This window comes from Sphingobium sufflavum, assembly GCF_021403115.1.
GTDB lineage: Bacteria > Pseudomonadota > Alphaproteobacteria > Sphingomonadales > Sphingomonadaceae > Sphingobium > Sphingobium sufflavum.
Genome location: NZ_JAJSSH010000012.1, coordinates 24,150 through 48,178, shown reverse-complemented (window position 1 = coordinate 48,178; position 24,029 = coordinate 24,150). Strand labels below are relative to the sequence as shown.

General features: G+C 59.6%; 26 protein-coding genes and 3 pseudogenes. 14 read left to right on the top strand and 15 right to left on the bottom strand.

Annotated elements, in window-relative coordinates; all coding sequences use genetic code 11:
* The first annotated feature begins 297 nt into the window (after nucleotides 1-297).
* The 3 genes from LWE61_RS16395 to LWE61_RS16385 all read left to right on the top strand — a co-directional run bounded on the left by LWE61_RS16395 (nucleotide 298) and on the right by LWE61_RS16385 (nucleotide 1,550).
* The gene (locus LWE61_RS16395) at nucleotides 298-729 is read left to right on the top strand and encodes a DUF1810 domain-containing protein (protein WP_234151800.1); all 432 of its coding nucleotides are present in this window, start codon (nucleotides 298-300) and stop codon (nucleotides 727-729) included.
* Between the two features lie 131 nt (nucleotides 730-860).
* On the top strand, nucleotides 861-1,253 hold the full coding sequence (locus tag LWE61_RS16390) for a hypothetical protein (RefSeq protein ID WP_234151728.1): 393 nt from the start codon (nucleotides 861-863) through the stop codon (nucleotides 1,251-1,253).
* An 81-nt stretch (nucleotides 1,254-1,334) separates the two neighbouring features.
* Complete coding sequence (locus LWE61_RS16385; protein ID WP_234151727.1) at nucleotides 1,335-1,550, top strand: hypothetical protein; 216 nt, start codon at nucleotides 1,335-1,337, stop codon at nucleotides 1,548-1,550.
* An 80-nt stretch (nucleotides 1,551-1,630) separates the two neighbouring features.
* Here the strand turns inward: LWE61_RS16385 and LWE61_RS16380 are convergent, their stop codons facing one another.
* Complete coding sequence (locus LWE61_RS16380) at nucleotides 1,631-1,906, bottom strand: WGR domain-containing protein (protein ID WP_234151726.1); 276 nt, start codon at nucleotides 1,904-1,906, stop codon at nucleotides 1,631-1,633.
* Nucleotides 1,907-2,146: 240 nt separating this feature from the next.
* Here LWE61_RS16380 and LWE61_RS20655 point away from each other — a divergent pair, with 240 nt between their 5' ends.
* Both LWE61_RS20655 and LWE61_RS16375 read left to right on the top strand, forming a co-directional pair.
* Nucleotides 2,147-2,278: a hypothetical protein gene (locus LWE61_RS20655; RefSeq protein ID WP_267961804.1), complete on the top strand. Its 132-nt coding sequence runs from the start codon at nucleotides 2,147-2,149 to the stop codon at nucleotides 2,276-2,278.
* A gap of 55 nt (nucleotides 2,279-2,333) precedes the next feature.
* Nucleotides 2,334-2,720 carry a hypothetical protein gene (locus LWE61_RS16375; RefSeq protein ID WP_234151725.1) on the top strand — a complete coding sequence of 129 codons (387 nt, stop codon included), beginning with the start codon at nucleotides 2,334-2,336 and terminating at the stop codon, nucleotides 2,718-2,720.
* A 13-nt stretch (nucleotides 2,721-2,733) separates the two neighbouring features.
* Here the strand turns inward: LWE61_RS16375 and LWE61_RS16370 are convergent, their stop codons facing one another.
* Nucleotides 2,734-2,880, bottom strand: coding sequence for a hypothetical protein (locus LWE61_RS16370; protein ID WP_234151724.1), 147 nt, complete (start codon nucleotides 2,878-2,880; stop codon nucleotides 2,734-2,736).
* A 459-nt stretch (nucleotides 2,881-3,339) separates the two neighbouring features.
* On the bottom strand, nucleotides 3,340-3,513 hold the full coding sequence (locus tag LWE61_RS16365; protein WP_234151723.1) for a hypothetical protein: 174 nt from the start codon (nucleotides 3,511-3,513) through the stop codon (nucleotides 3,340-3,342).
* Nucleotides 3,514-4,555: 1,042 nt separating this feature from the next.
* Between LWE61_RS16365 and LWE61_RS16360 the strand changes: the two genes are divergently transcribed.
* Both LWE61_RS16360 and LWE61_RS16355 read left to right on the top strand, forming a co-directional pair.
* The gene (locus LWE61_RS16360; protein ID WP_234151722.1) at nucleotides 4,556-4,813 is read left to right on the top strand and encodes a DUF6894 family protein; all 258 of its coding nucleotides are present in this window, start codon (nucleotides 4,556-4,558) and stop codon (nucleotides 4,811-4,813) included.
* A gap of 60 nt (nucleotides 4,814-4,873) precedes the next feature.
* Nucleotides 4,874-5,665, top strand: a complete 792-nt coding sequence (locus LWE61_RS16355) for a Crp/Fnr family transcriptional regulator (protein WP_234151721.1) — start codon at nucleotides 4,874-4,876, stop codon at nucleotides 5,663-5,665.
* Nucleotides 5,666-6,047: 382 nt separating this feature from the next.
* Here the strand turns inward: LWE61_RS16355 and LWE61_RS16350 are convergent.
* The 5 genes and pseudogenes from LWE61_RS16350 to LWE61_RS16325 all read right to left on the bottom strand — a co-directional run.
* Nucleotides 6,048-6,440 (bottom strand): annotated as a pseudogene (locus tag LWE61_RS16350) (transposase); the annotation flags it as partial.
* A gap of 328 nt (nucleotides 6,441-6,768) precedes the next feature.
* Nucleotides 6,769-7,158: a type II toxin-antitoxin system VapC family toxin gene (locus tag LWE61_RS16345; protein WP_234151720.1), complete on the bottom strand. Its 390-nt coding sequence runs from the start codon at nucleotides 7,156-7,158 to the stop codon at nucleotides 6,769-6,771.
* A complete protein-coding gene (locus LWE61_RS16340; protein ID WP_234151719.1) occupies nucleotides 7,155-7,400 on the bottom strand; it encodes an AbrB/MazE/SpoVT family DNA-binding domain-containing protein in 246 nt (81 codons plus the stop codon). Before LWE61_RS16340 ends, LWE61_RS16345 begins: the two co-directional genes overlap by 4 nt.
* Before the next feature lie 458 nt (nucleotides 7,401-7,858).
* Nucleotides 7,859-10,726 carry a MobF family relaxase gene (gene mobF / locus LWE61_RS16330; protein WP_234151799.1) on the bottom strand — a complete coding sequence of 956 codons (2,868 nt, stop codon included), beginning with the start codon at nucleotides 10,724-10,726 and terminating at the stop codon, nucleotides 7,859-7,861.
* Nucleotides 10,723-11,535 carry a hypothetical protein gene (locus tag LWE61_RS16325; RefSeq protein WP_234151718.1) on the bottom strand — a complete coding sequence of 271 codons (813 nt, stop codon included), beginning with the start codon at nucleotides 11,533-11,535 and terminating at the stop codon, nucleotides 10,723-10,725. The genes mobF and LWE61_RS16325 overlap by 4 nt, the downstream gene beginning before the upstream one ends.
* A 785-nt stretch (nucleotides 11,536-12,320) precedes the next feature.
* On the opposite strand from LWE61_RS16325, the gene LWE61_RS16320 reads away from it, so the two are divergent.
* Nucleotides 12,321-12,788, top strand: a complete 468-nt coding sequence (locus tag LWE61_RS16320) for a hypothetical protein (protein ID WP_234151717.1) — start codon at nucleotides 12,321-12,323, stop codon at nucleotides 12,786-12,788.
* Between the two features lie 43 nt (nucleotides 12,789-12,831).
* Nucleotides 12,832-13,797, top strand: coding sequence for a hypothetical protein (locus LWE61_RS16315; protein WP_234151716.1), 966 nt, complete (start codon nucleotides 12,832-12,834; stop codon nucleotides 13,795-13,797).
* Nucleotides 13,798-13,809: 12 nt separating this feature from the next.
* Here LWE61_RS16315 and LWE61_RS16310 read toward each other — a convergent pair whose 3' ends face one another.
* On the bottom strand, nucleotides 13,810-14,109 hold the full coding sequence (locus LWE61_RS16310; RefSeq protein WP_234151715.1) for a helix-turn-helix domain-containing protein: 300 nt from the start codon (nucleotides 14,107-14,109) through the stop codon (nucleotides 13,810-13,812).
* A 184-nt stretch (nucleotides 14,110-14,293) separates the two neighbouring features.
* Here LWE61_RS16310 and LWE61_RS16305 point away from each other — a divergent pair, with 184 nt between their 5' ends.
* Nucleotides 14,294-14,545 carry a hypothetical protein gene (locus tag LWE61_RS16305; protein ID WP_234151714.1) on the top strand — a complete coding sequence of 84 codons (252 nt, stop codon included), beginning with the start codon at nucleotides 14,294-14,296 and terminating at the stop codon, nucleotides 14,543-14,545.
* Nucleotides 14,546-14,840: 295 nt separating this feature from the next.
* Here LWE61_RS16305 and LWE61_RS16300 read toward each other — a convergent pair whose 3' ends face one another.
* Together LWE61_RS16300 and LWE61_RS16295 are read right to left on the bottom strand one after the other, a co-directional pair.
* The gene (locus LWE61_RS16300; RefSeq protein WP_234151713.1) at nucleotides 14,841-15,242 is read right to left on the bottom strand and encodes a hypothetical protein; all 402 of its coding nucleotides are present in this window, start codon (nucleotides 15,240-15,242) and stop codon (nucleotides 14,841-14,843) included.
* Nucleotides 15,243-15,250: 8 nt separating this feature from the next.
* The gene (locus tag LWE61_RS16295) at nucleotides 15,251-16,090 is read right to left on the bottom strand and encodes a TIGR02587 family membrane protein (protein WP_234151712.1); all 840 of its coding nucleotides are present in this window, start codon (nucleotides 16,088-16,090) and stop codon (nucleotides 15,251-15,253) included.
* A gap of 485 nt (nucleotides 16,091-16,575) precedes the next feature.
* Here LWE61_RS16295 and LWE61_RS16290 point away from each other — a divergent pair, with 485 nt between their 5' ends.
* Together LWE61_RS16290 and LWE61_RS16285 are read left to right on the top strand one after the other, a co-directional pair.
* Nucleotides 16,576-17,445, top strand: a complete 870-nt coding sequence (locus LWE61_RS16290; RefSeq protein ID WP_234151711.1) for a diacylglycerol/lipid kinase family protein — start codon at nucleotides 16,576-16,578, stop codon at nucleotides 17,443-17,445.
* The gene (locus LWE61_RS16285) at nucleotides 17,442-18,284 is read left to right on the top strand and encodes an inositol monophosphatase family protein (protein ID WP_234151710.1); all 843 of its coding nucleotides are present in this window, start codon (nucleotides 17,442-17,444) and stop codon (nucleotides 18,282-18,284) included. The genes LWE61_RS16290 and LWE61_RS16285 overlap by 4 nt, the downstream gene beginning before the upstream one ends.
* Before the next feature lie 277 nt (nucleotides 18,285-18,561).
* Here LWE61_RS16285 and LWE61_RS16280 read toward each other — a convergent pair whose 3' ends face one another.
* Entirely contained in the window at nucleotides 18,562-19,857 is a 1,296-nt protein-coding gene (locus tag LWE61_RS16280) for an O-acetylhomoserine aminocarboxypropyltransferase/cysteine synthase family protein (protein ID WP_234151709.1), read from the bottom strand.
* 361 nt (nucleotides 19,858-20,218) lie between these two features.
* Between LWE61_RS16280 and LWE61_RS16275 the strand changes: the two genes are divergently transcribed.
* A complete protein-coding gene (locus LWE61_RS16275) occupies nucleotides 20,219-20,590 on the top strand; it encodes a DUF6180 family protein (protein WP_234151708.1) in 372 nt (123 codons plus the stop codon).
* Between the two features lie 127 nt (nucleotides 20,591-20,717).
* Here LWE61_RS16275 and LWE61_RS16270 read toward each other — a convergent pair whose 3' ends face one another.
* The 3 genes and pseudogenes from LWE61_RS16270 to LWE61_RS16260 form a co-directional block, all read right to left on the bottom strand.
* Nucleotides 20,718-21,206, bottom strand: a complete 489-nt coding sequence (locus tag LWE61_RS16270) for a hypothetical protein (protein ID WP_234151707.1) — start codon at nucleotides 21,204-21,206, stop codon at nucleotides 20,718-20,720.
* Nucleotides 21,207-21,355: 149 nt separating this feature from the next.
* Nucleotides 21,356-21,652 (bottom strand): annotated as a pseudogene (locus tag LWE61_RS16265) (DUF3597 family protein); the annotation flags it as partial.
* A gap of 24 nt (nucleotides 21,653-21,676) precedes the next feature.
* Nucleotides 21,677-21,934: pseudogene (locus LWE61_RS16260) on the bottom strand (response regulator); the annotation flags it as partial.
* Between the two features lie 929 nt (nucleotides 21,935-22,863).
* Between LWE61_RS16260 and LWE61_RS16255 the strand changes: the two are divergent.
* Nucleotides 22,864-23,940 (top strand): replication initiation protein, encoded by a 1,077-nt coding sequence (locus LWE61_RS16255; RefSeq protein WP_234151798.1) that lies wholly within the window; start codon nucleotides 22,864-22,866, stop codon nucleotides 23,938-23,940.
* Nucleotides 23,941-24,029: the final 89 nt, after the last annotated feature.

Below are 24,029 nucleotides of genomic sequence, written 5' to 3'. Positions count from 1 at the left end.
AGATGCGGCCCAACCGAAGACGCCCAACGCCGGTCCGCGACCCGGTGGAGCAGCCAAGGGCGGGAATGCGTCCCAACCAGAGGATCCCACTAACCCCCGGGACGCCGCAGCGCGCGCCAAGGCCTCGAATGAAGAGATGAAACGGCGAGGGTTCGGCGACCATAAGGGAGAGGCGTTTGGATCGGACGGCACCGGTTGAACGATCGGCGATATATCTCTGCTGAGGATCGGGTTGACGCAGAAAAGGCAAAGGCCGGAATGGCGAAGCACGGTAACAAATAGGTGGTAATGGACGCTATGACTGAAAGGCCAGATCTCGACCGTTTCGTCGTAGCGCAAAATCATGTCTACGAAACAGCGCTTGGCGAGATTCGGCGTGGCGCCAAACGTACCCACTGGATGTGGTTCATCTTCCCGCAGTTGGCGGGGCTGGGCAGCAGCGAAATGGCGCAGCGTTACGGTATCGTCTCGCTTGATGAGGCACGAGCCTATCTTGTTCACCCGGTATTGGGTGAGCGCCTCAGAAGGTGCACGACGGCCCTGCAGGATCTGACCATGGCAAAAGCGGACGCGGTTTTTGGCGAGGTGGATGCGATGAAGCTGCGGTCCAGTCTCACCCTGTTCGTGCAAGCTGGCGGCGGGCCGTTGTTCGACGCTGCCTTGGCGCGCTGGTTCGGCGGCCGAAAGGACGAAGAAACCCTAAGGCTTCTCGGCCTCTCCGTCACGTGACGACATCACCGCGCGCCGCAACTTGAGCGCGCTATGTGGCCTCAACGCGGCTGAGATTCAGCGTGGCGCTACGTTGACTCGCTCCGACTCATTGTCATTGATTCGCGCGCGCAGGGCGGCAGGATCGCGCAATGGACCGATCAATCACCCACAGCTGTGGCCACGAACAGAGCCACTTTGTCGACGGCACTTTTGCGGCCGATATCGACCGCATGACAGCCCGGCTAGCGCGCCAGCGGTGCAGGCAATGCCGCGAGGGCGCTGCGGCCGCCCGTGCTGCCGTCAATCTCCTCGCGCTCGGGGCGTTGGTTCTTCCTCCTCTCGAAGGCAGTCCCAGGCAAGTTGCATGGGCAGAGAAGCTACGGGCCGCTCGGCTGCCGACCGTGATGAAGACCAGCCCCACTGCGCCGGCAAGGCTGGCAGAGGTGCGGGACGCGAAGTGGTGGATCGAGGTCCGCGCTATGTCCGACGCGCAGCTCATCGCCTCATTTGACACTGCGGCGGCTATCACAGTTTCGGTATGACGGAGGCCTTATGGCCGACCCTTATCGCTTCTCCCGGAACATGCGGGCTTGGCGCACGCTTCCTCCTTCATGGAGGATCACATGCACAAAGAAGACAATGGCCAGGAAACCCATCTCAGCAAGACTGAGGCGCGGGGCGGCTCGCGCAATAAGGTCAATCGAACAGCACTGGTAGGAGGCCTAGTGCTGGTTCTCATCGCCTTCGCAGTCATATTGGGCTTTGGCCTTTTTCAGACTGACCGAACCGGCGCCGACGAGATCAGTGCGGATAACACCGCTGTTAACGAGTCTCACTAGCTGACGATCGTCCAATCTGACTGGGTGCCTCGGTACATCGGGAACCGGGGCACCAATCGTAAAGCTGAGGATAAACAGCTTCAGTTCAGCCGATACGGCACCCCGATACGCCTTGGAGCCGATGCACGGCGGGCAAGAACCCGTTCTACGAACCGTCTGGCAGCGCCGTCATCGTCGAACGAGACACGCACCCCGGTTCCCGATGTACCGAGCCTGCCCCAACACAGGTCCACGACCCAATGACCGAAGAGGTCGCCCGCGATATGGACGCTGTAAGCCCGCGCTACATTTTTGGCATGATCTACGGCCCTGAGGTCGCAGCGCCAATCCGTGAGAGGTGTTGGAAGCGTGATCATGCGGCAAGGTAAGCGTCCCCTCCCCTACCCGTCCAACGCAGCTTCTGAATCAGTTGCCTGCCATTGATTCAGGCAAGCGATCAAGGGTCCGCGAGAAACTCGTCGACGCCCGCGTCAGCTTTGACAGGTTGGCGGTAGAGGTCCTGAGCGCGCTTGATGCTGTGACGAACGGAGGTCAGTTTCACTTCGTCCCCTTCCACAGAAAGGACCACGGCTCCCCCATCGGCCAAGGACTCAGTGATGTCGCGCAACATCACCGGCCTGACCACGACGGATGAGTCGGGCAACCCGACGAACCTCAACCTCCAGAGCGGCTATCGCGTCACGTCGCAAACCCTCCAATGGGCAACAGGCATTAACCGGACCTGTTGATCCCTGGTTGAGCAAAACGCGGTATGTTGCTCCAAAGAGTTTTAGGAGAGGCTGTATGATGAGCGCCGTGCTCGACGAGCACCTGGGAATCGTCCGTAGCGTCTCGATCGGATTTACGGCCGACGACGAGGTTCAGACCTATGCCGATCAGATGTTGGCGTTCAAATCGGCCGCCAAACGAAAATCGAAGCCCTTCTTGCACTTGGTCGATGCTCGCCATGCCCAGGTACATAGCAAAGAGGCTGCTGCTGTGCTCAACGCTCTTGCTGCTGAGTGGCATGATCCTAAGGATCGGACGGCCGTCATTGTCGAATCTTCGCTGCAAAAGATGCAGATGAACCGCACGAGCACCCAGGCAGGGGCATTTGGCAGTGAGGAAGCTGCCCTCCAGTGGCTGCTAGATCCCAATGCTGTCGTGCTGGAACGAGTGAGGGCGACCTGAAATGCGAACCGTCTCATTCGATCCCCATAGCGGCGTCGTTACGACCATTTGCACCGGTGCCAGCCAGCCCGAAGAACAGGCGGCATATATCGCCGATCTCCACGCCGCGATGATTCGCTCCCGGCAGAAGAATGGCCGCGTCATGCACTTGGTTGATCACCGTAACGGCGTCATCCAGACACAATTTGGTGGAGAACGTCTCGCGAGGCGGGAATCTCCGAGGCAAGCGTGCGATCGCACTGCGATCCTTGTGAAACCTGGCTATTCGAACCTCTCCTTGTCGAGAGGATCATCGATGGGCGAAATTCGCTTCTTTAGCGACCACCAGGAAGCCCTCGCGTGGCTGTCGGCTGCAGTCTTGAAGCCGTTGCCCGCCGTGATGTCAGCCTGATCGCTAGGCCGGGATGGGGCCGGCGACCGGGGCCTCAGTCAATACCGCTTGCGGCTCATCACGAGAGTTGGTGCCAACAAGGAGGCCCGCCGCCAGTATGCGAAGGCTGGCATCAACGTTCCGGCCACGCTGACCGAATATAACACCGGCCCCCCCTGCCCAGCTTGCAACGGCCAAGGAAATCCTCAACGGCGTGGTTATTAGCTGCCCGTCGAGGGTAATGTCGCTCTAATTGAGTGTGGCATTGCCGCGCTGAGCGATGATCACATATTCCCGAAGCCGCCACCACTCCGCCGCAGTTCGGAGCGCGCCCTCTTCAACCAATCCACTATAGATTTCATCAAAATCCGCGATAGCGTGGTCGCCATGGCGTGAGACGAAATCGAGAGCCACATCGAGCATCAGGGCTGTCCCAGGTAAAGACATCGGCTTACCTCCCGCGATCATAATCCGTCTTTTCAGACGGTTAAGCACCGTATAGCCCCATTTCTCGGAGAGAGCTACACCCCACCCTAGGGCGAGAAATCGCCTCAGTAGCTCTCTCCACCGGGTGGTATCCGAAAGGTGCTCAACCTGCTTCCCCTGAGAAAAGCCGTGAAAAAAAGACCCGTCCGCGGCCGAAGCTACGAACGGGCCAGCAGAACTCTTGGTCGTACGACTTTGAGCCCTTCGGGTCGCAAAGCCACATTAACCGAAAATGAACCAGTCGAAAAGGACAGAATGGTCCCGCTTGGGTGTCCGAAATCACATGATATTGGACCTACTGGTCGAACTTGGCCTCATCATGGCGGTGCTGACCGGGGTTGCGAAACATCGATATCGACGCAAAAGTGAATACGCGCGTTGATAGGACATGTTGTTGTTTGTTCACGATGGGCGCATGGTCTTTCACAATCGTTCGAGAGGATTTCTGCGTGACGGAAGTTATCCCTTGGGACAGCGCTGCGGCAAATGATGACGGCCCATGCGGAACACTTCGAGAAGTCGTGCTTCGATGGAAAGGTATGGTCAGTCGCGATCATGAGGCCTTAACTGGCGTCACAATTTCATCGCCCCTTCTCCTTGAAGGATGGCCTGTAGCCCGAACTGAAATATCTCCGCAGGATCTTGACGAACTTGCGGATCGCATTAGTCGCCCTTGAACCTGGACCAGCGTTCGGCGGAGAGCGTCCGGTCTGCGCAGCGAAAAGAATTGGAATGATATCTGCCGTGGGTCGGCGACCGACGGGCAGCTATGCCCCTCTACCCGCCAGTAACCGAACAGTCTGAAATGCGGCCTTTGCGCCATCGAATTGCCGGACCGCGCGCCAGCGACGCTAGTTGTCATATGGGGAGTCAATGCATTTACTGGCGTCGGTTAGTCTGGATGCTCCGGCTGTCTGAAATCCGTATTGCCACAGGTTAAAGCGAGGAACAGACAACAGTCTTCAGCTTTTCAAACCCTATGGCACACTATCACTTGAACCTCTTCAATGACGCGGATCTCATGGATGAGCAGGGCCGTGATTTCCGGGATCTCCCAGCTGCGAAGGACGAGGCGATACGCAGCGCGAGGGAGTTAATGGCCGAGCATCTTATGCAGGGGCGTCCGATCGATCTTGATGACCGCATAGAGATAGCCGATTGCGATGGCAAAACCCTGGCGACAATCGCCTTCCGAGAGCTGATTACAATCAAAGACCGCCGGAATACCCCGCGGTAGCAAATTATCATGATTCATGTTGCCATTTGACGCCTCTGGCGTTTTTGGTCGTGCGCTCAGTTGCGCCTTTCAACTACGGAGGATCCCATTTCAGCTCCATGTCGCGCTGCGCTCCAGCTCTTCGTTGAGCGACTGCTGGCACGCTCAGTTCTCACTGATGAAGAGCAGAAAGCCGTTCTCGCTCTCGAAGGGCATCCGATCGAAGTCCGAGCGCGTCAGGATTTTGTGCCACTGGGCGAAGAGACGTTCTTTTGTTGCCTCATTGCTTCAGGCTTGGTGGCCCGCGTAGGGCAGGTTAAGAATGGCCAGCGACAAATCACCGCTTTTCATATCCCGGGCGACATGGCCGATCTCCACTCTGCGGTTCGGCCACTAGGCATTGGCGGCCTGACCGCCCTTACAGATACCGTCATAGTGCGCATCCCCCACACCGCCGTTCGGGCGCTGGCGCAGCGTTACCCTGCTCTTGCTGAGGCTTTCTGGCGTGATTGCATCCTTGATGCAGCGATCCTCATGCAATGGGCGATTAATGTCGGCAGGAAAGATGCTCGTTCTCGCCTTGCCCATGTGCTGTGCGAAATGGCGGTTCGTTATGCAGGTCCAGGCCGCGAGCCGCTCGCCGAATATAGCTTCCCAGTGGTTCAGGAACATTTGGCAGATGCGACCGCGATGACTAGCGTGCACGTCAACCGCAGTCTGAAAGCGCTTCGCGACGATCGCCTCGCCACCGTGAGACAGGGGATGGTGCAAATCCACGACTGGGTAGGGTTAATGAAAGTCGGCGAGTTCGATCCAACCTACCTTAATGCAGACACCCAACCTGATCGGCAAAGACGCCTGATTTTCAATTGATCGGTCCGGGGACCCCTACGGACTTGTACCAATATCCCTCCCGAGACGGCCGAGGTATCATTCACAAGGTCGGTGATGGTCCGCGATCGGCACGGGAAGCTCCTCCGGATCATCTGCATCAATGACGGGCGGGTCCAACTCATCCTTCGTATGTTCGCCGCCCGCTGGACCTACTACATCGCTGCCTTCTGAGTTTCTCTCATCAGCGGCGGGCTTGGCGAGGTCGGGATTGCCGAACGCGCTACGGGGATCGGGATCCCGGCGTGGCGCGTCTGCCGGTGTAGATGTCTCAGTCATATGGCCTCCGTGTATCAGACGACAACACGGCCTGTGCCCATGCGTTCCCGCGCAGAAGCGCGCGCATCGGACATCCTGCAACCATCCCGTCTCTTCCGGCGTTGTGGCTATGATCAAAGACCGGGATATGCGGCTCATTCCCTGTCTCGTGCACCAGCCACGCCAGGTTTTCTGCAGAACCATAAGCAGTGTCCGCAGCCAGTCGCGCAGGCCAGACTTCGAACTGGTCCTGAACGCGATCGATCATCCGCTGTCCCGCAGGCAACTCAGCCTGACACCGCCGCGCTCGCTTCCACATCCATGACGACGGCATTCTTAAGGTCGATCAGATAATTGGTGCAGTAGGCGAAAAACGCCTGACCGCCCTTGGCGCTGGTCCAGCGCGCGGCAGGATCGGCAGGCGACAGGACCTTCGGAACACAGGCGTCGCGGCGCCAAAGTCAACATCGTCCAGCACGGCCAGATATTCGTTCACAGCATGGTTGGTCACCTCTGGCGGCAAGGGCTCATGTCCGACCATGACACTGCCAACGATCTTGCGAACATCATTCTCCGCGACGAGCACCGGGGACGCATTTCCACTCACGGCGAAGCGATAGTCCGTAGAGGGTCGTTGTAGTTCAACGCGGGAAGAACAGGGTTTTTATTGATGTTCGATTCTGACGGGCGCGATAGCAAGCCAGTCGGTCCGTTTCCCACCCCCTGCTGGCGTTACAGGCGCGGATCAGCCTCGAATGGGCGGTCTCAAACCGGACGGGGTCATAACGGCCACAACCCGACCGGTGTCACTCCTTTCGGCGTTGCGCTCAGCGGATGACTACAACCTTGATCTGTAGGGCATCAGCGACGGACTTCCAAATCTGATCGCTAGTCCAGGTCGGCAGCCCGTCACGCTTGCCCAGAGCCAGGCATACGCGGTCGCCAATCGACAGACCCGCCCCCGCCGTCGCGGCCCGCAGTCGCCCTGCCAGTTGTGCAATAGCTTTATCCACGGGTACGATTGTCATGGGCAGAGGATCGAGCATCGCATCAATCTCTTTCTCCGGCATACCGGCATATACGAAGTGGCTTACAACCTCCGCATAGTTGACAGCGCTTATGCGCGCGTCTGCGATCACAGCTGCGACCTTCGTCGCTCCACGTTCACCCTTCAGCATGGCAAGGAGTGCCGAAGCATCGAGTACCACCTCGGTCACTCGCCACTCTCTTCGCGACGTTTGGCGAGAAAAGCGTCGACAGACGCATCAGGGTTGTCTCCAGTGTAACGCTTGGCAAGCGCTTGAGCACGTGCCACCGCCTGCGCCGCTGTTCTCAGGATTACACCGTCGTCTGTTTCGTCGAGATAGATCGCACCACCCTCGTTAAGGCCAAGGCGTCGCCGTATGTCAGCGGGCAAGCTCATGCGCCCATTGGGCGTTACGTTGATTTGATGGGTCACTGCGCCCCGTTCCTGCCTAGAGCCGTTAGAACAATTAGTGTACCTCAAAAGAGATTCTGTGGCAATGAAGCAGTCCCGTGCCACAGCACCCTCTTTTTACCCAACACCGTGAACCGGTTCAGATGTGCTCCGTCACTCTGGGGTGTGCCCCATCCTTACGTAACAGATCTCAGGGCAAAGGTGTCACTTTAGCATGGGTTTTGAGGTTTTTTGACATGTGGAGGACCACATCTTTGATTCTAACGTGACATATTTCGAAATTTTGCGTGAAGGGGCATAGGGTCGGGTACATCCGGGTGAGTTCGATGGACCAGAACGTCGATCGGCAGCTCGAAGGCGTGGATGTCGATCGGACGTTTATCTATGCGGCCGGGGAAACGCCCCCCCCTCCACACAATATCGGCGACGCCACCATCAAGAGCAAAAAGGCATACCAAAACCGTTACAGGTCACTGTGGTCAGAGGCTGAGATCGAGTTCGAGAACCGGCACTGGCAGTTCCGGCTTGGCGTTCGGCTGCGCGGCGGCGTCCATGGCGGATGTCTTGCCGCCGGGATTGCGGGTGACGTCCCTCTCAAGGGCTTGGACGTTGTCGACCACCAGGGTTGCGGTCTCGGCGATGCGCGTCACCGCGACCAGGAAGGACTGTGTGGTGTTGAGCATCTTTTCGCGCTCGCTCATCAGCACGATGCCTTTGTCGGCAGTCATACCCTGCGCGATATGGACGTTTATCGCATAGGCAAGGTCGAGGCGCTCAAGCATGGTGTCGCCCCGGCCAAGTTCATGACGCTGACCGTCGCCGGTCAGAACCGTAATGTTGTCGCGGCCAATGACAGCAATATGAGCGATATCGCCGTTGAGCAGGCCGCGGTCGCGGTCATTGTCGGTCCATCGGATGCGGTCGCCCTCGAACAGGCCGATCTCCTTGAGCTGGTAAATCGACACGGCATCATGGCTGAGGTTACGGGCGAGTTTGTCGGGCAGGAACTCCCGCACTGTCCCATCAGTCATGCCGAGTATGACCTTATCTCCTTCCGCCGATCGGACCTCGCCGCGATCGCCGCGCGCAAAGCCCTGGCGCGGCAGATTGGTGCGGAACTCCACAATCCGGCCTTCCTGATAGCCGCGCATCTGCCGCGCGCCCTCGCGGGTGACGGTTACGCGGTCGAGGACAGTCGTTTGCTGCGCCTCGCCCACCAGCTCGCCTCTGGCCAGTCGTTCGTCCTGCACCGCTGCATTGGCCGCACTGCGCATGGCCCGGCCCGACGCCAATAGCAGCGTCCGGTCACGCTCAGCCTGCGGCGCTGTCACCCAGAGGCGAGCGGCAGTTTCCGGCCCCTTGGCGAACGGCACTTCCAGCGTGTCTGGCTTCAAAATCTCGAAGGCAAGGCCCATGTCCCGGCTCTCCAGCGCCGCGTTGAGTCCCTGCATCTGGGGAGACTGGGCGCGCAGATTCTCGGTGACAATGGATGTGGCGAGCCCTTCCTTCTGCAGAAGCTCGAACGGCTTGCCCGCCTCGATGGCGGGCAACTGACGGACATCGCCAGCGAGGACGAGCCGGGCGACATCGGTTCTGTTTGCGAGGTCGATCAGGCGGGCGAGGCGCTCATTTCCAATCTGAGACGCCTCGTCCACCATGACTACCGACCCGGCCAGACTGGCGCGAGACTCGGCGACCTGCGCCGGAGTAGCCGATCCATCGAGCACCCGCCGGAACCGACCGAGGAAGCTATCCACGGTAGAAGCCGGCGCATCGAGCTTTGCCCCGAAATCGCGCGCGGTTCGCCCCGCATGGGCCAGCGCAAAGACAGCGCGCCCTTCCTGTTTCATCAGATGCGACACCGGCATCATGGCGGCGGATTTACCAACACCTGCGCCGCCCTGAACAAGGTGCACGCGGTCATGGGACTGGAGCACATCGGTGCCAGCAATCTCCTGTCCGGTATTGAGCCGGCGAAGACCCAGATCACGGGCGGCCTGCTGAAGATTGGCAGCAACCGTGTTGCCCTGCGCAAGCGGGGCGACGGCGTCGCGCCCTGCATTGGCCAGGTCGATAACCCGATGCTCCAGTCTGAGGGCAGCCTCGGTCGTGGTTAGTCGCTCTCCGCCGATGAGGAGGCCTTTGTCGACCAGTGCCCCGATCCGTGCCTCAATGTCCGTGACGAGCACCGGACCGCCACGCTCCAGCGCGGTTCGGATTAGATCATTGCGATCGAAGGCTGCTTCGCGCTCGCCCAGGTCCCGTGCCGCCGATGCCACAGCCTGCGCTGCCGCATATTCAGTAGGACAGAGCCTGCCATGCCGCTCCGGCACCAGCGCATCGCCATCGCGCGGGGTCAGGCCCATCGCGCTGGCTATGGCGACACCTTTCGCACCGATGCCACGCACGCCGTCCAATATTCTCGACCAGATCGTTTCTTTCCGACCCGATCGCTCAATCGCGGCGTCAATCAGGTCGCGTCCGTCGAAGCCAACGCGCTCGGCGGTCGCCTGCCAGGCCGCGTTTCGCGCCTCCGGGCTGAACTCAGGGTTCTTGGCCTGCCGGGTAGCAAGCGCCGCCAGCTCGCGCTCGCGTGGACTACGGCGGTCCTCTTTGGCCAACGCTTCGAGAATCTCCCCGCGCCTGGTGGAGAAGGCCTCGATCACATCGCGCGAGATACCCTTGATCTCGAAGGCCCCACCGATCGGGTTGCGGGCTGGCACCGTCTCATAGCCCAGTGCCTCGATCCGCGAGCGCAGTTCGGCATTATGGACAGCGCCTATGAGATGCTGGTTGCGATAGAGCTGGTCATTGTGGACAGCATGCCATTTGCCGTCGGACGCCTTGGTGGCATTGGCGATGACGGCATGGACATGGAGCTGCGGCTCATTGTTGCGGTTCACATCATGCAGGAAGGTCGCCGCGACCATATTGCCTGTCTTCTCTGCCACCTGAACGCGGGCCTTTGGATCCCAGACCCGCGCTTCGACAATATTCTTCTCGGCCCAGCCCAGCGTTGCATTCACGGACTCCCGGAAGGCGACGACGATCCGCTCATCGCGCGCCACCAGCGCCAGGAGGGATATCGACTTGGGCGCCGAGAATGTCAGGTCGACACCGGGGCGGTGTTCGCCATGCACGATGGGAATGCTGCTGCCGTCAGGCAGCTTGCCGGATAGCACGGCGACAAAGCCCTGTTCGTCCACTCGTCCGCGCAGGTCCAGTGCCTCTGCGCCACGACCGATCCATTGGCTGGCCTCGGTCAGTTCGGACGAGGTGTAATAATTGTCCTGCGAATAATATTGGCCAGCCCCGCTGGCGGAACTGACGGCGGCAAGGTTGATCATCGGCTTGCCCTCGCCGAACGGACCGATGGCCTGCGATACTCGTCTGGGATGCTGCAGTCTGTGACGCCATATCGATCGTTGATGACCCCGCAGATTTGACGGGTGTCCGTAAGCGTCCGACTGGCAACATATTTGCCCAGCCACGGGACAAGGCCGGCGGTGATCAGGAACAGCAGGATCGCGCAAAATGCCGTGAGAAACCCGCATCCCAACAGGAAGCGAAATGCCAGCACCGTGTCATCGCCCAGCACGAGATTGTGTTGGGTACGCGGCACCTTGGCGGCGGCGTGAACGGCATCGAGCCGATCCTGGATCGCGGACAGCTTTTCGCCCTGCGCGTCGTTCAGCCTGCCCTGCATACCCGCGATGGCCGCCTGAACCTCGGCAAGTTTCATCAGAAATGGCTCATAGGATTTTCGGTTGATGTCGTTGATCCGCGCCATCAGATTTTCCTGAGCCTGGCGCACCGCCTCCTCGCTACCCACAAAGGCATCGAGCAGCTTCTTCTCATGGCGCTGGTTGGCGCGCTGGCTGCGGTCCAGTTCCAATATCGCTTCGCGCACCTGGATCGTGAGCGAATTCACGCTGCCTTCGATCCGCGGGGCATCGTCCGTCTGGAAAGATAGCCGACCGCCATCATAGGCTTCGATCGCCTCGTCGACTGCAGCCTTGACAAGCTCAGGACGTGACATGCCCTTGGCCGCTGCGACCCGATCAATGTCCCGAATCTTGGGTTCGTCATATTTGACGTTGATCTGCGTGAGTTTCATCGCCGCACCCGACGACGGAGTGGCGATAGACAGCAACACATTGATCTATCTAGATTATAGCGGAGCGACGCGCCATGATCCAAACCTGCGTGAGCTTTTCGTCCTAGGATATCCGGTCGGCTACCGGGTAGAACCCCCTTTCTATGGGCCTTTTGCCAGCCCTTGCTGACACTAGCCAGTAGCGTGGTGTGTGCCTCCCAATATGAGAGATCATCTGGCGTTATAGATTGGATGTCAGGGCATCCTTTGAAGTTCCGCGGAAAGGGTCCGGTGGAAGCAGGACGGGCTGTTACCCTTTCGGGGAAATCGGTATCGGGTGAAACGCGCGTCATGCGGAAAGCTCCAACGAGGACAAGAAACACAAGGGGGCGGATGTGGCTGCGGTAGCGCAGGTCATAGCCCTTCTCCAGTGACGGACCTCTGACTATTTTGGAAAGCACCAACGCGCATCGTCGCCGAATAAGCAGCCGGACGGCTGCCCTATCTCTTTCATTTGCGATGAGCTCCGAAAACGGCGCTGTCGCGCTGGATCGCTGAGCCTGCTCACGAGGATAAACAACGTAGCGGTTGAAGACGCAGGCTCATCTCCAATTCCAGGACATCTTCCCAAATGGTGCAATCCCCGCTAGCACTGCTCCTGCCCTCCGGTCTGTCCCGGTGGGTGAGGCGTAGGAACCTCTTATCGCAAACGCCGGCCAAAGCTATTTTGGCCGGGTGGCCGTCGTATGTCCAAGGCTCTGCCCAAAATGGCGGCGCCTTGTGTTTGCGCAGGGTTCCTAACACCCGGCTTTCAGTCGGTGCCTCCAAGATCATTCGGAGGCGATATGCAGCGTTGGACCACCCTACCCTTCTTTATAGTCATGCTCGCTAGCTGCGGCACCAGCGAGGCTGACTATGCCGACGCCGTAAAGCGCCACTGGTTCAGTGAGCAGGCGGCCGCGAGCCGTGATGCTGCCTTCTATGCCGATCATGCTCGCAGCTTCGAAGAAGGTGCACGTCGCTCCGCCGCCATCGCCCGCGAACTCGGGACCGACAATGATGTTGGCAAAAGGGCTGCCGAGGCCGCGCAAGGCGATCGGGCGAAGGAAGCGGATGCGGCCTATATGGCGAAGTCCAGTTTCGAGAGCCTGACCGATCGTCGCTGTGTATCCGCAGCACCGCGCCCCGGAGAAAATTGCGAGATGTCCATCAGCATCCGCGGACCCGACAGCAAGATGCACGAGCTCTCGGCTGGCTGGCGCTTCGACACAATTAACGGCGATCTACAGGTCCTTGGCCCCATCCAGCGCTGATCGCGCCTAATCTGTTTCATCCCATTCCCGAAGAGTGAGTTTTATGAAAGTCATCAGCGTGCAGAGCTTGGTGGAAGGCGCGGACCTGTCGCCTGTGGCCACCGCCATAGCAATCGAGCATCAAAAGCTGGGAAGCCGGGTCGTGGCGGTCGATACGAACTTTGAGCGACGCACACTGACCAATCTCATCGACGCGGGCTTCTATCACATTGGCGACGTAAGGCGTCTCACGCAGTATCATTGCGATGATCAGGCCGACCTGTCGCTGATGCCCAAACTGGCGGTATGGGGCTATCACGAGACCTCTCAGGAGATCCGGCTTGGAAGCGGTAAATTGGCAGTTCGCCCCGGCATCAGCGAAACGGTCTCCGAATGGGATAAGCTAGGGGCGAATTTCTACTGGTTGAAGCGTCATTTCGACGTTGTCGTCGTCGATGTCGTGCCGGGAGACCAGAGGCTGATGGAAGCCATCACATTTCAGAGCAACGAGATCCATGTCGTGGTGCGCGACAAGGTTCCGGGAGCGACGCTCAAAGATTGGCGTGCAAGGTTCGCAAACAGCAGTTCTCACCGATCCCGGAAAGTTTTGGCGGTCACAGACGGGCACATCAGCAGTGCGACTGCGGAGAAAACCCCACATATAGACTGGGCGCCTATCGCCAGTCTCCGGCGGGCGGCAAAGTCGTCAGCGAAAATCGAAACCGCAAGCAGTCGCTGTTTCAGGGACCGAAAGCGTTTCGAACTAACCGTTGACCGGGTACTCGGTGACCGTATTCGATCCGATTCCTCCGCCGCTCAGGCAATGTGGTCAGCGCTCACAAACATTGAGTGGTCACACTATGATGGTGCAGAGGCAAGTTACGGTCTGCGCGAGGCCGGAACCATGGTCGCCTGGATCAGAGAGGAAGGCGACTATCTGGACTGGTATTGCTCTGGTCCCACCGACACCGTCGCCCCTTGGATCGACGATGCGTTGCATCCCGAAGGGTGGGTCTGGGATCCAAAATGATTGTTGGTAATTCTACGACGCCAGTTTTTCGGGCCGCCCGACTTCGACGATGCTGGCGTTCAGATCCTGCAAAGCGCGCGCCAGTCTCTCCGACGAGAATTGGTTGATCCTACCTCGCATCAGGGCAGAAATCTCAAAGCGGCTCATTTCCAGCAGCACGCGAACCTCGCGCTGCTTCAGCCCCCGTTCGGCGATAATTTGTCCGATGAGCATGAGACGTTCAGAGCGCAACTGCAGATCGTCGGCGTCCGGCAGGCCAAGTGCATGAAATACGCTGCCCGTGTCATGTGTGACTGTATCTGTTTTAGCCATATTGCGCTTTCGACATGTTCACTTTGACCATGGAGAGCGACAAAAGCTGTCACCCTCACGAGCTCAGCGGCACTCCTCGAGCGCTGGCCCCTGCCATGACCGCCTCCATGCTGTGCGCGCACCAGTATCGCTGTTGACCTGTGACCTGGATGGGCCTTCTATAACTATTAGCAGGAGATCCAAGATGTCAGCCTCGTTCAGCCAAGCCAGCATTGCAGAAAAAGTAGAGGCGCATGCTGCGTCGGGAGGACGGGCCGTGATCTACTTCGGGAGCCACAAGGTCACTGTTGGTCCGGGCACAAGGGTGGATGGGCAACTGCTTCATGGCGTGGTCGGCGAGAGCAACGAGGAAATCCTAATCGAGCTCGCCCAGGTTTCCGGTGCACAGCTGCTCGCTGCGCCGGAGGAGCGTCAGGTTGGCTTCGGAGCGCCTTGACCACGCCTCGGTGAAGGCTGGCTAGAATGCCAATTGATCGGAATAGCGCATGGGCGATAGTCTCAATAGACTGTCCCGATCGGCCGCCTTTGTCACGGCCAGATGTTTGCGAGATCGAAAGCGAACGGCAAGGGCAATAAAGGCTCGCGAGCTGCCGAAAAGCGGAAGGTCTGCACCTGGGGAGCCGAATTCTGGCTCTGAGCGTCTCATAAGGGTCGTGCAGTAGACCTCATGCGAACAGAAACCATCTCGACGTCTTGGCCGCGACCCGACGAGCGTCCTTCAGTGGCCTATGTCATGGCGCTTGATAGCCCAGAGGGCGAACCGTGACGGTCATGCCGCGTGGGTTGTGTTCAAAATACAGCCCGCCTTGCGCTGCACCATGGCCCGGGACATAGTCGATCGTACTACTGCTCGTCTCGATCACCTGTCCGTGATCCGTAAGTTGCCCCTCGATCTCAAGCGCAGCGGCGGTGGCACCGCCTCTATTGCTGGCATCGAAGGTTACCAGATATCTGTCGCCCACCTTCACCGCTGGATGCGTGTCCAGCCGAATGTCCGGGGGGACGCGCGATCCGCCCTGCAACGCATCGAAGCCGATTGCGCCCAACAGGAACAGCAAAACCACAAGGCCGGTGACGGCAGCGATCCATTCGAGGATCGGAGTTCGGGCGACAGCCGAAGAATTCGATTTCATCCGTTACCTCACACAACGAGTCGGGCTATCGCCGCGCCTATGGATGCTGGAAATCCCAGCACAACGACACTTCCCGCGATGGCATGTAGCGCCTGACCATCCACGCGGCCGAACGTCCACAGTATGTAAAGACTGACAAGGGCAGCGATCGCATATCCTGGGACGGTGTAGGCTATGAACAACCTCATCCCGCCATATCCGTCTGGCGCCTGCTCCTGACCGGGAAGACCCACGGCGAACACGAGTGCATGGAGCGCGAACAACGATGCGGCAATGAGCGTCAGGCTATGCCACGGCGTCATCTTGAACCCGATCAGGATCACCTCTTCCGTAGGCGCGACGTTGAATGCCAGGAACATCGAACCGGCAAGCATGAGAAACAACTCACCCGCATATCCATCGGACCGGAGCTTCTGCTCCTCCGACTTGTCATCCTCGCCGTCGCCCAGTTGCTTGCGCGCCAACATCGCGCCAAAGCTGGTCGGGATGGACTGTACCGCGATCATGCCGGCAAGTTCGCCCAGCGGCATGGAGGTATAGAGGAGATTGAATAGTCCGAGGATCAACCCGGACGCCGCTATCCCCACGGCATAGGCGCCAAGGGCGTCAAGCAGATCCTCACCGATGGAATCAGTGGGTTCAAAGCCGCCGAAGCGTGAAAGAACGACGAGGACGCAGAAGTTCAGGACGACGAAAATCAGCAACCGGGCCGGATGAATGGCAAGCCCCAGAGACCACATCTCCATGGTCATGAGCAGAGGCAATCCGAAGATAATCGCTCCGCCGAACGCCCGCGCAAGTCCGAGCGCATAATCCCGGTTCGACATAGCAGGCAAAGTAAATGTCATTGAGGTGACGGCAGCCTCATGTGAACCTTCGGGTGAGCTTCCCGAGCGTGCGATGTACGTTGGCATTGGATGCATAGCTGGCGGAAGGTCAAGAGCCGATGGCAATCATGTGCTTCGGCGCGTCGAGAGAAAAGCAGTCTACGTCAGAGAGCGTCTGTATCGATGGGGGAACGACAACAAGCCCTCGCGCTTTAGTCTCCTAGCAATCTCGCCGCTTAACGGAAACGATATCATGGCTCAAAAGAAGCCGGCCCTCCTCCACCGGACGGTCATGCCGGACCTTGACCACCCTTATGGAATGGTAGCGCACCAAAGCCTGGTTGACCGTGCGCTCATCACGCAGGGCCGCATGCCGGTACCCGCTGCGAGGTCAGAGCGTTCGTGGTCGAACAGCGTGTCGATATGACGCCGATGGTGATTATCGCAGATCCGGCACTAGGTAAAAGCGACGATCAGTCACGGTATCTCGCTGCATGAAAACGCTTATGGTGCACAATCCCAACGCCGGGACGGAACCTGAACCTATTGAACCTTTGATCGCTGACCTCGAAGAAGCAGGATACGCGATAACCTATTGCGAGCATGGTAAGGACGACATCGCTGCAGCCTCTGCCGGAATGGAATTGATCATTGCCGCGGGAGGCGACGGCACCGTCACCAGCGCGGCAAGTGAGATATCCGACCGGAGTGTTCCGATCGCGATACTGCCTCTTGGCGGCTCGAACAACATCGCGCGCGCCTTGGGCATTCGTCAGTCGACCTGCGACATCATTGCGGGGCTTGGGAAGGCGCGTGAGCGGAAGTTGACGATCGGAACCATCCTCGGGCCGTTCGGCATGCGCGCTTTCGTGGAGGCGGTCGGACTGGGCGCCCTCAATGACGCGATCGAGATGGTGGACGAAGATCCCGAGACGCCTGAGGAAAAGCGGGAAAACGGCCGCGTCGCGTTTCGCGACGCTCTCGCCGGCGCTGCACCATTTGATTGCGACGTGGACATCGACGGCACGCGCTTCGAGGGACCTTGGCTGCTGATCGAAGTTCTCAACATCGCGGCGATCGGTCCGCGTCTGCCATTCGCCCCCCGCGCCGACCCCGGAGACAATGTCCTAGACGTCCTTCTCGTCAAGGCATCGGACCGACTAGCCATGACGACGTGGGCTGAGCATTTCTCCGGCCCCCCTCCAGCCAGGATCGAGGGTGGCTGCCGCATCCTTCTGAAAGGGCAGGCCATGCGTGTTCGCATAGATGATCGCCCGCTCGATCTGCCGGGCGAACCATGGACCATCGAGTTGCACCTTGATGAAACCCCTGTGACGGTGCTGGTTCCCGGCGAAAGAAAAGAGGAACCGGCATGATGCGAATTCCCGCTGATCTGGATCCCACCCTTCTGTTAGAGATAGAAGCACTGGCAGTGGAGCTTGCCGCGTTGGGGGGCAAGGAGATTATCTCGGCACTCGGCACTATCCTCTCCGTCAAATACAAGGGCGAGGGAGCAGCCGCCGCGTTGCTCAAAGACCCAGTCAGTCAAGTGGATGGCGCCGTCGAGGCGCAAATCCGTTTGCGCGTGACTGAACGATTTCCAGGCCACGACATCATCGGCGAGGAAATGGAGGAGAGACCAGGCCGTGGCCATGACTTCACCTGGGCGATCGACCCGATAGACGGCACCACCAATTTCGTAAACGGCTTCCCGCTATTCGCCTCTTCCGTAGGAGTCCTCTATCGCGGCGTGCCCTTCGTAGGCGCCCTGTGGTGCAGTACGAGCCACCTCCTCACTCCGGGCGTCTACCATTGTGGGACCGCACAGGGCCTCCGCTTCGAGGGAACAGCTTTCTCCCGGCAGGCCAACCCTGCCGTCCGGCGACGGCTGGCTGGCGAACCCGATCTGCGAGACGGGACGAGCATGTGGGATGTGCGCAAGACTGGTTCCGCCGCCATCGAATGCGCGTTCGTCGCCGCAGGCCTGCTGCAGGTAGCGCGCTTCGCCACACCTAACATCTGGGACGTGGCAGGGGGTGTCGCGCTGGCGTGGGCGTCCGGCGCAACCGTTCTGGAACAGCATAACGAAAACTGGCGGCCGTTCGCCGGCTTCGGTGAGGATTTGGACGATCTCGGCCTGTGGAGGCGACCGTTGATCCTTGGGAGCGAGGATGCAGCCAAAGCGATGGGTCAGCGGGCGGCTCATAAGAAATAAAGCGCCCTTGCCGAACGATCAGACGATGGCGAGCGTCCTACCTGCTGTCGGAAGCGGGCCTTGATCTCGGCTCCGAAACTCATTGATATCTCTTGGAACCGTCCAGCGCAGTTTCCCCCCAACGTTCCAGAAACAGCAATGTCAGTCGATCGCCATACGAAAGGCGGACGGTGGTCGCTCGGGTAGCAGGAGCGGTCGGGATATGCCTCGCGCATTGTCGGCGCCGCATTCACATCAGCTAGGGCGAAACATTCAGTTCACGCGCTCCCCCCGGCGTCTACGGCGCCACCGCATCCAACGCTTGCGTGAGATCTGCAAGTATGTCGTCGATATGTTCGAGGCCAACCGAAAGGCGAACATAGCCCTCCGATACGCCTGTCGCGAACTGCTCCTCCGCCGACAGCTGGGAATGTGTGGTGGAAGCTGGGTGAATGGCAAGGCTGCGCGCATCACCGATGTTCGCCACATGATAGAAGAGCTTCAACGCATTGATGAAAGCGCGGCCCGCAGCCCCGCCGCCCTCGAGCTCAAAGCCGACCAGACCACCATGCCCTCCGCTGAGGTATCGCGTAGTTCGCTCTGCCTGGATGCCGGTCTGGACCGAGGGGTGGATGACCCGGACTACGTCTGGACGGCCCTGAAGGAAGGTCACGACCTTGGCGGCGTTTTCGCAATGCCGCGGCATCCGGAGCGGCAGGGTTTCCAGCCCTTGGAGAATCTGGAACGCGTTGAATGGCGAAAGGGCAGCGCCCAGGTCGCGCAGCAGGACGGTTCGAGCGCGTAGAATATAGGCGATCGGCCCGAGAGCCTTGGCCGCCTCGCTCCACACGACACCGTGATAGCTAGGATCGGGGGTGTTGAGCAGGGGCTGGCGCTCGGGCAAGGCCTCCCAGTCGAAGGTGCCCCCGTCTACGATAATTCCGCCAATCGAAGTGCCGTGACCCCCGATATACTTGGTAGTCGAATAGACGACGATCGCCGCGCCATGGTCGAGCGGCCGGGCAATCAGGGGAGCGGCAGTGTTGTCGACGATCAGCGGGATGCCGAGGGGACGGCCAAGCGCGGCAACTTCACGTATCGGAGCGACAACCAGCTTCGGATTGGGCAGGGTCTCGACGTACCATGCGCGGGTCCGATCGTCCGTCGCACGAAGGAATGCCTCTGGATCGGCGGGATCGACGAACCGAACCTCTATGCCCTGGTCCTTCAGTGTGTTTGCGAACAGGTTCCAGGTGCCACCATAGAGATCAGTGCCGCTGACGATATTATCGCCTACCCTCGCCAGATTCTGAACCGCATAGGCCGAGGCCGCCTGACCGGAGGCCAGCGCGAGCGCAGCGGCGCCGCCCTCTATCGCTGCAACACGCTGCTCCAGTATGTCGGTCGTGGGGTTGCCGATGCGGGTATAGATATTTCCCAGTTCCTTCAGCGCGAACAGGTCGGCGGCATGGTCCGTGTCGCGAAACTGGTAGGACGTCGTCTGATAGATGGGCGGCGCGACCGCTCCGGTAGACGGGTCCGCACGCCAACCCGCATGCAGCGCCAAGGTCTCGGGATGCAGCCGGTCGGTCATGATTATCTCCATCGAGCAGTCACCTGGATCTGAAGACCGATGCTAGCTAGACCCAGCATGATTGGGAGATAGAATTATTTGGGCGGGCTAATGCCGGTCGAACTCTCGAGCTCGGGCCGAGCGCTATAGCGCTAATCTGAGGATCGCTGACTAAACCGGCCATTCCTGTTCGGGGATGCACGTGTGGAATGACGATCCAATCCTGAGCGTGGTGGGTGCGCTGAGCGTCTTGCGGAAATCGGAAGGGCGCCGTCCGTGGACTGTCTGGATCTGGGGCCCGGAACTCGCAGGTCTGCCACACGTAATTGCTGATATCCCGCACTTAAAAGGCGATACAATGCGATCAATCAAAGTTTGCACAATGGCCGCGTTCGTGAATGCCTGGGCCATCTGCGCTCCGGCTTCCGCTGCTTCCGAAAAGTTCGGCTTGGAGTATCGAGTGGAACGAAGCGATGCGGGGAAGCTCTCCGTTCCGGAATGTCTCAAGGTCGCCGAGAGCGCCTCGTCGAGAATAGGCTACGTCGCTGCCAATCGGCAGATCTATCCGGGGAAACTGGCGGTCTTTGCGTCGGGACCCAAGGCGGGGGGCGGCTCGCTAACCGTCTACTGCATCGCGGTCGATCGAAAGACCGCCTATGTGGTGCAGGCTCTCGACTACAATCGTCAGCAGAGTTCCGCCGCGCGCCGGGCCGCCGATGCCGTCCACACCGCGTTGTCCATTGCTTCGCGCTGAAGCTCGGCCAATTTAGGTCACCGATGGTCAACGCCCAAACCAACGGGACATGGAGCTGGCGGTATGCGATGGGCGGCGGCAGCGGCAACGATGATGGTCGATAGCTTCCTGGAGCGATGTTTCCATCCTATCCGGGCGGGCCGACCCGAGGCTCGTCATCTTGGGGATGCTTGACTGAAAAGCGGAACAGCAGAACGGGCGAGCCATACGTCCGACTGTCTAGCTCAAGCCGCCCATCGGCAAATTCCCAGATTGTCTCCGGATGGGTGAAGGGATCGGGGCGTTCCGCCATCGACTGATAGCCGGCGTGCTGCGGCTGGCCGTAGGCCCTGACCAGAAGAGCCCGGACTCTTGCATGCTGGCCCCGGTCAAATGCACCCACGGCCCGAATCATCCGCCCGTCCCAGTATTCCAGCGAAACGAAGTTCAGCCGCTGCCCGTCGTAGGTTATCGCCTTGGAAGGTCCGCATCGCAGTGCCCTTCCGACATTTACGCAGGGCTCCCCGGCCAACGACGTCCGCTTCGTCTGCCTGACCGTGCTATCCCCCATGAAGGAGAACGGCCGCGTCGGCACCTGCGCCCCGGCTCCGACGGCCAGAAGCAGCGCCAGGGCCATCGCGCCGGAAATCAGGTATCTCCGGCGAACGCCGTGCCCCGCCCTGCCCTCCTCACAGGATCTCATCGCCACCCGACCCACGATTTCCAAATCATGTCATAGGAGTGAGGCTCTGGAGAACGGAGTTCGCCGCGGCCGCCACCGCCAAATCAAGACCGAAAATCATCTGGAACGATGCCGCCGTTCTCGGCGAGCTTGGCGATCACAGCGCGATGCAACGCAACGTTCTGCTCCGCAGTGCCATCGGCCCCCACATGCACATTCAATTCCTCCGCCAGCTCCTTGCGGGCAGAAAGGCTTGAATCGAGATCGAGCAACTGTAGCAGATCGACAATCGAGCTTTGATAATTTCCGCCACCCTCCTTCATGCCCGCCATCGCGGAGAGGACGGCACCGACGTCGACCGCAGGTGGTGGCGCAGCAGCCGGAGACGACGTGGGCGCTGCGGTGAGCTTAGCCCTCTCCACGGTCATGTGACCGGAAGTGATCAGCATCTTCGTGTGCGGCCAATTTACTTCCACCTCTCTCCGCAATGCCAATCCATCCACGGATCCCGGCATCTTGACGCCAGTAAAGACGAGATCGATCGGCGCGCCAGAATTCAAGAGCGCTAACGCTTCGTCGCCCGTGCCCACCTCAGTCACGCTGTATCCCGCGTCCGTAAAGACATCGGCGCACAATCCCCGTATTAAATTCTCGTCTTCTACGATCAGCACCGACTTACTCATGCGTCTGTCCCCTCCATATGGATAGCGCGAACGTCGGTCGCCTTCTCGTGTTCCGGTCGCTGCTTGCGTGCCATCGACGCCTCGCCGACGAGGATCGGCGATCATGACATTCAAACCGCTGTGATATTTACGAGACGTTGGGCAAGGACCTGTCAATCGAGCACCCCCAGTCTCAGTATCGATGATCCTTCGCCCAATCGAACTTTGTGTGGGGACTGTGACGTCGTAGCTCGCCCCCTGCCCTGCGGCACGCAAGCGCGTTACCCCTAAACTCTTTCAGCAACTGTGTGGATTGCAGTGCAACCGGCCTAAACTATCTCCCGTCATCTAAATGCTTACCTTGGCTTCGCGTTGGATGAGGGGTGCGCGCGAATCGCTCTGACTGCTGATAAAGGGAAAAATAGAACAACGCCGCTGGAACAGCGGAAGGATTCATGATTCAAAAGATTCTAATTCGCGCGCGAAAATGCTATAGGGTTCAGTACCTTAGAGTGGTAATCCTGACTGCATGGGGGAGTTTGCCTGACCTGACGGGGGAGTTTGGCTGACCTGATGGGGGTGGTATTCTGACCTTTCGGGGGTGATCCTGACCGATTGGGGGGCTACATCCATGCCGAGCTCTTCGCATGTCTTTAGAGCGTTTGCTTGAGCTGATCGTGCATCACTCGAGCAACGGGTGCGGGTGCGTGCCAATATCACACGACTCGTTGCGTTTGCGATGTTTGTCGACCGTTCCTTCCTTCGTTCATCCTGACCAGTTGGGGGCGGCAGCCCCACGGTCCATCCTGACCTGACTTGACGTCATCGGTCAGGTCAGGCAGGATTCGCCTTCCGCAGCTCGATTCTGAATGTGATACTCCATGAACCAGGACCCTGTCGACGCTGCCGAGGATGTCGCCGTCACGGATGACGCCGCCCCTGGCCGCGCGATGCGGGTCGCCGCCGCACTCCAAGCGAAAGGCGGCGACGAGTTCGCCAAGCCGGGCAGCATCATCGAGGTTAAGTTCGTTCGCGGAGAATCGCTCAGCCTCACCGCATCCCGGCTTCTCGCGCTCATGATCCTAACAGCTGGTGGTGATGCGTGGGAGGAAAAGCCTCACCGGATGCGCAAGGCTGACATCCGGAGGGGTCACAAGGGCAACGAACGCATCTCGGACATGCTTCAGGAGCTGCACCGTACCCTGTTCGCGGTAGACGACCGCTCCTGGCGGGGTAAGAAGGCGACGACGCTCTTCTCCCTCATCTCAAGTTCACGAGAAGAGACAGAGGAGGATGGCGGTGAAGCCGGGTGGATCGAATGGGTGTTCACGCCCGATGCCCGTAAGCTCATACAGGCTTCAGAGACCTACGCCGTTCTAAACCGGCAGGCCGTCTTGGGGTTTCGGTCGAATTATGCTCTCAAGCTGTACGAAATCGGCGCACTTCGCCTTCACCGCAGACAGGCGACATGGAAGGGCGACATGGCGGCGCTGAGAGCGGCGCTGGGCATCCCGCCCGATGTCTATACCGATTTCGCGCAACTTCGGCGCAAGGTTCTAGAGCGGGCCAAGGCGGAGATCGATCAGCTTGCGCACTTCCGAGTGGAGTGGAAGGAGATACGCCAAGGGCGAAAGGTGACGGACATCGAGTTCCGGTTCGAACCGAAGGACGCGCCGCAGCTTATCGCAACGGTCGATGAACTCGAGCGCCACTCGGTCGGACGTCGACAGCTGCGCATCGGCGAAGTCGAGGGTGTGGAGGTCGCCATGGGAATTCGTAGTTCCGCGCCAACCGAGCCGACTGCCAAGTCCGATGACCTTGTCTTTCCCAATGGCACGATCAGTTTCGGATTTGACGACCTCGCGTCGATCGCGCGTCGGGAGGGTGGAGGCTGGGACATCGACCTCATCGCTGCCGCCTTTCGGACGCAAATGGGGCCCAGACTGGAAAAGGTTCGTGGCGCAAGACTGCTGAAGGCTTGGACTGGGTTCTGTGAGGGTTGGACAACGCGGCGGGGCAGGGCGTAGTGAAATTGCACGCGTGCAATTTTCGCACCCCCACCGAGTCAGGATAGACCACTCGAAGCGCCAAACGATGTCCGAACGAGCCATCAACT

What these genes read in the sequence shown, in the direction of transcription:
- LWE61_RS16395 (WP_234151800.1), top strand. Translation starts at nt 298, where the DNA reads ATGACTGAAAGGCCAGATCTCGACCGTTTCGTCGTAGCGCAAAATCAT.
- LWE61_RS16390 (WP_234151728.1), top strand. Translation starts at nt 861, where the DNA reads ATGGACCGATCAATCACCCACAGCTGTGGCCACGAACAGAGCCACTTT.
- LWE61_RS16385 (WP_234151727.1), top strand. Translation starts at nt 1,335, where the DNA reads ATGCACAAAGAAGACAATGGCCAGGAAACCCATCTCAGCAAGACTGAG.
- LWE61_RS16380 (WP_234151726.1), bottom strand. Translation starts at nt 1,906, where the DNA reads ATGATCACGCTTCCAACACCTCTCACGGATTGGCGCTGCGACCTCAGG.
- LWE61_RS20655 (WP_267961804.1), top strand. Translation starts at nt 2,147, where the DNA reads ATGTCGCGCAACATCACCGGCCTGACCACGACGGATGAGTCGGGCAAC.
- LWE61_RS16375 (WP_234151725.1), top strand. Translation starts at nt 2,334, where the DNA reads ATGATGAGCGCCGTGCTCGACGAGCACCTGGGAATCGTCCGTAGCGTC.
- LWE61_RS16365 (WP_234151723.1), bottom strand. Translation starts at nt 3,513, where the DNA reads ATGCTCGATGTGGCTCTCGATTTCGTCTCACGCCATGGCGACCACGCT.
- LWE61_RS16360 (WP_234151722.1), top strand. Translation starts at nt 4,556, where the DNA reads ATGGCACACTATCACTTGAACCTCTTCAATGACGCGGATCTCATGGAT.
- mobF (WP_234151799.1), bottom strand. Translation starts at nt 10,726, where the DNA reads ATGATCAACCTTGCCGCCGTCAGTTCCGCCAGCGGGGCTGGCCAATAT.
- LWE61_RS16320 (WP_234151717.1), top strand. Translation starts at nt 12,321, where the DNA reads ATGCAGCGTTGGACCACCCTACCCTTCTTTATAGTCATGCTCGCTAGC.
- LWE61_RS16315 (WP_234151716.1), top strand. Translation starts at nt 12,832, where the DNA reads ATGAAAGTCATCAGCGTGCAGAGCTTGGTGGAAGGCGCGGACCTGTCG.
- LWE61_RS16310 (WP_234151715.1), bottom strand. Translation starts at nt 14,109, where the DNA reads ATGGCTAAAACAGATACAGTCACACATGACACGGGCAGCGTATTTCAT.
- LWE61_RS16305 (WP_234151714.1), top strand. Translation starts at nt 14,294, where the DNA reads ATGTCAGCCTCGTTCAGCCAAGCCAGCATTGCAGAAAAAGTAGAGGCG.
- LWE61_RS16300 (WP_234151713.1), bottom strand. Translation starts at nt 15,242, where the DNA reads ATGAAATCGAATTCTTCGGCTGTCGCCCGAACTCCGATCCTCGAATGG.
- LWE61_RS16295 (WP_234151712.1), bottom strand. Translation starts at nt 16,090, where the DNA reads ATGACATTTACTTTGCCTGCTATGTCGAACCGGGATTATGCGCTCGGA.
- LWE61_RS16290 (WP_234151711.1), top strand. Translation starts at nt 16,576, where the DNA reads ATGGTGCACAATCCCAACGCCGGGACGGAACCTGAACCTATTGAACCT.
- LWE61_RS16285 (WP_234151710.1), top strand. Translation starts at nt 17,442, where the DNA reads ATGATGCGAATTCCCGCTGATCTGGATCCCACCCTTCTGTTAGAGATA.
- LWE61_RS16280 (WP_234151709.1), bottom strand. Translation starts at nt 19,857, where the DNA reads ATGACCGACCGGCTGCATCCCGAGACCTTGGCGCTGCATGCGGGTTGG.
- LWE61_RS16275 (WP_234151708.1), top strand. Translation starts at nt 20,219, where the DNA reads ATGGCCGCGTTCGTGAATGCCTGGGCCATCTGCGCTCCGGCTTCCGCT.
- LWE61_RS16270 (WP_234151707.1), bottom strand. Translation starts at nt 21,206, where the DNA reads ATGGCCCTGGCGCTGCTTCTGGCCGTCGGAGCCGGGGCGCAGGTGCCG.
- LWE61_RS16255 (WP_234151798.1), top strand. Translation starts at nt 22,864, where the DNA reads ATGCGGGTCGCCGCCGCACTCCAAGCGAAAGGCGGCGACGAGTTCGCC.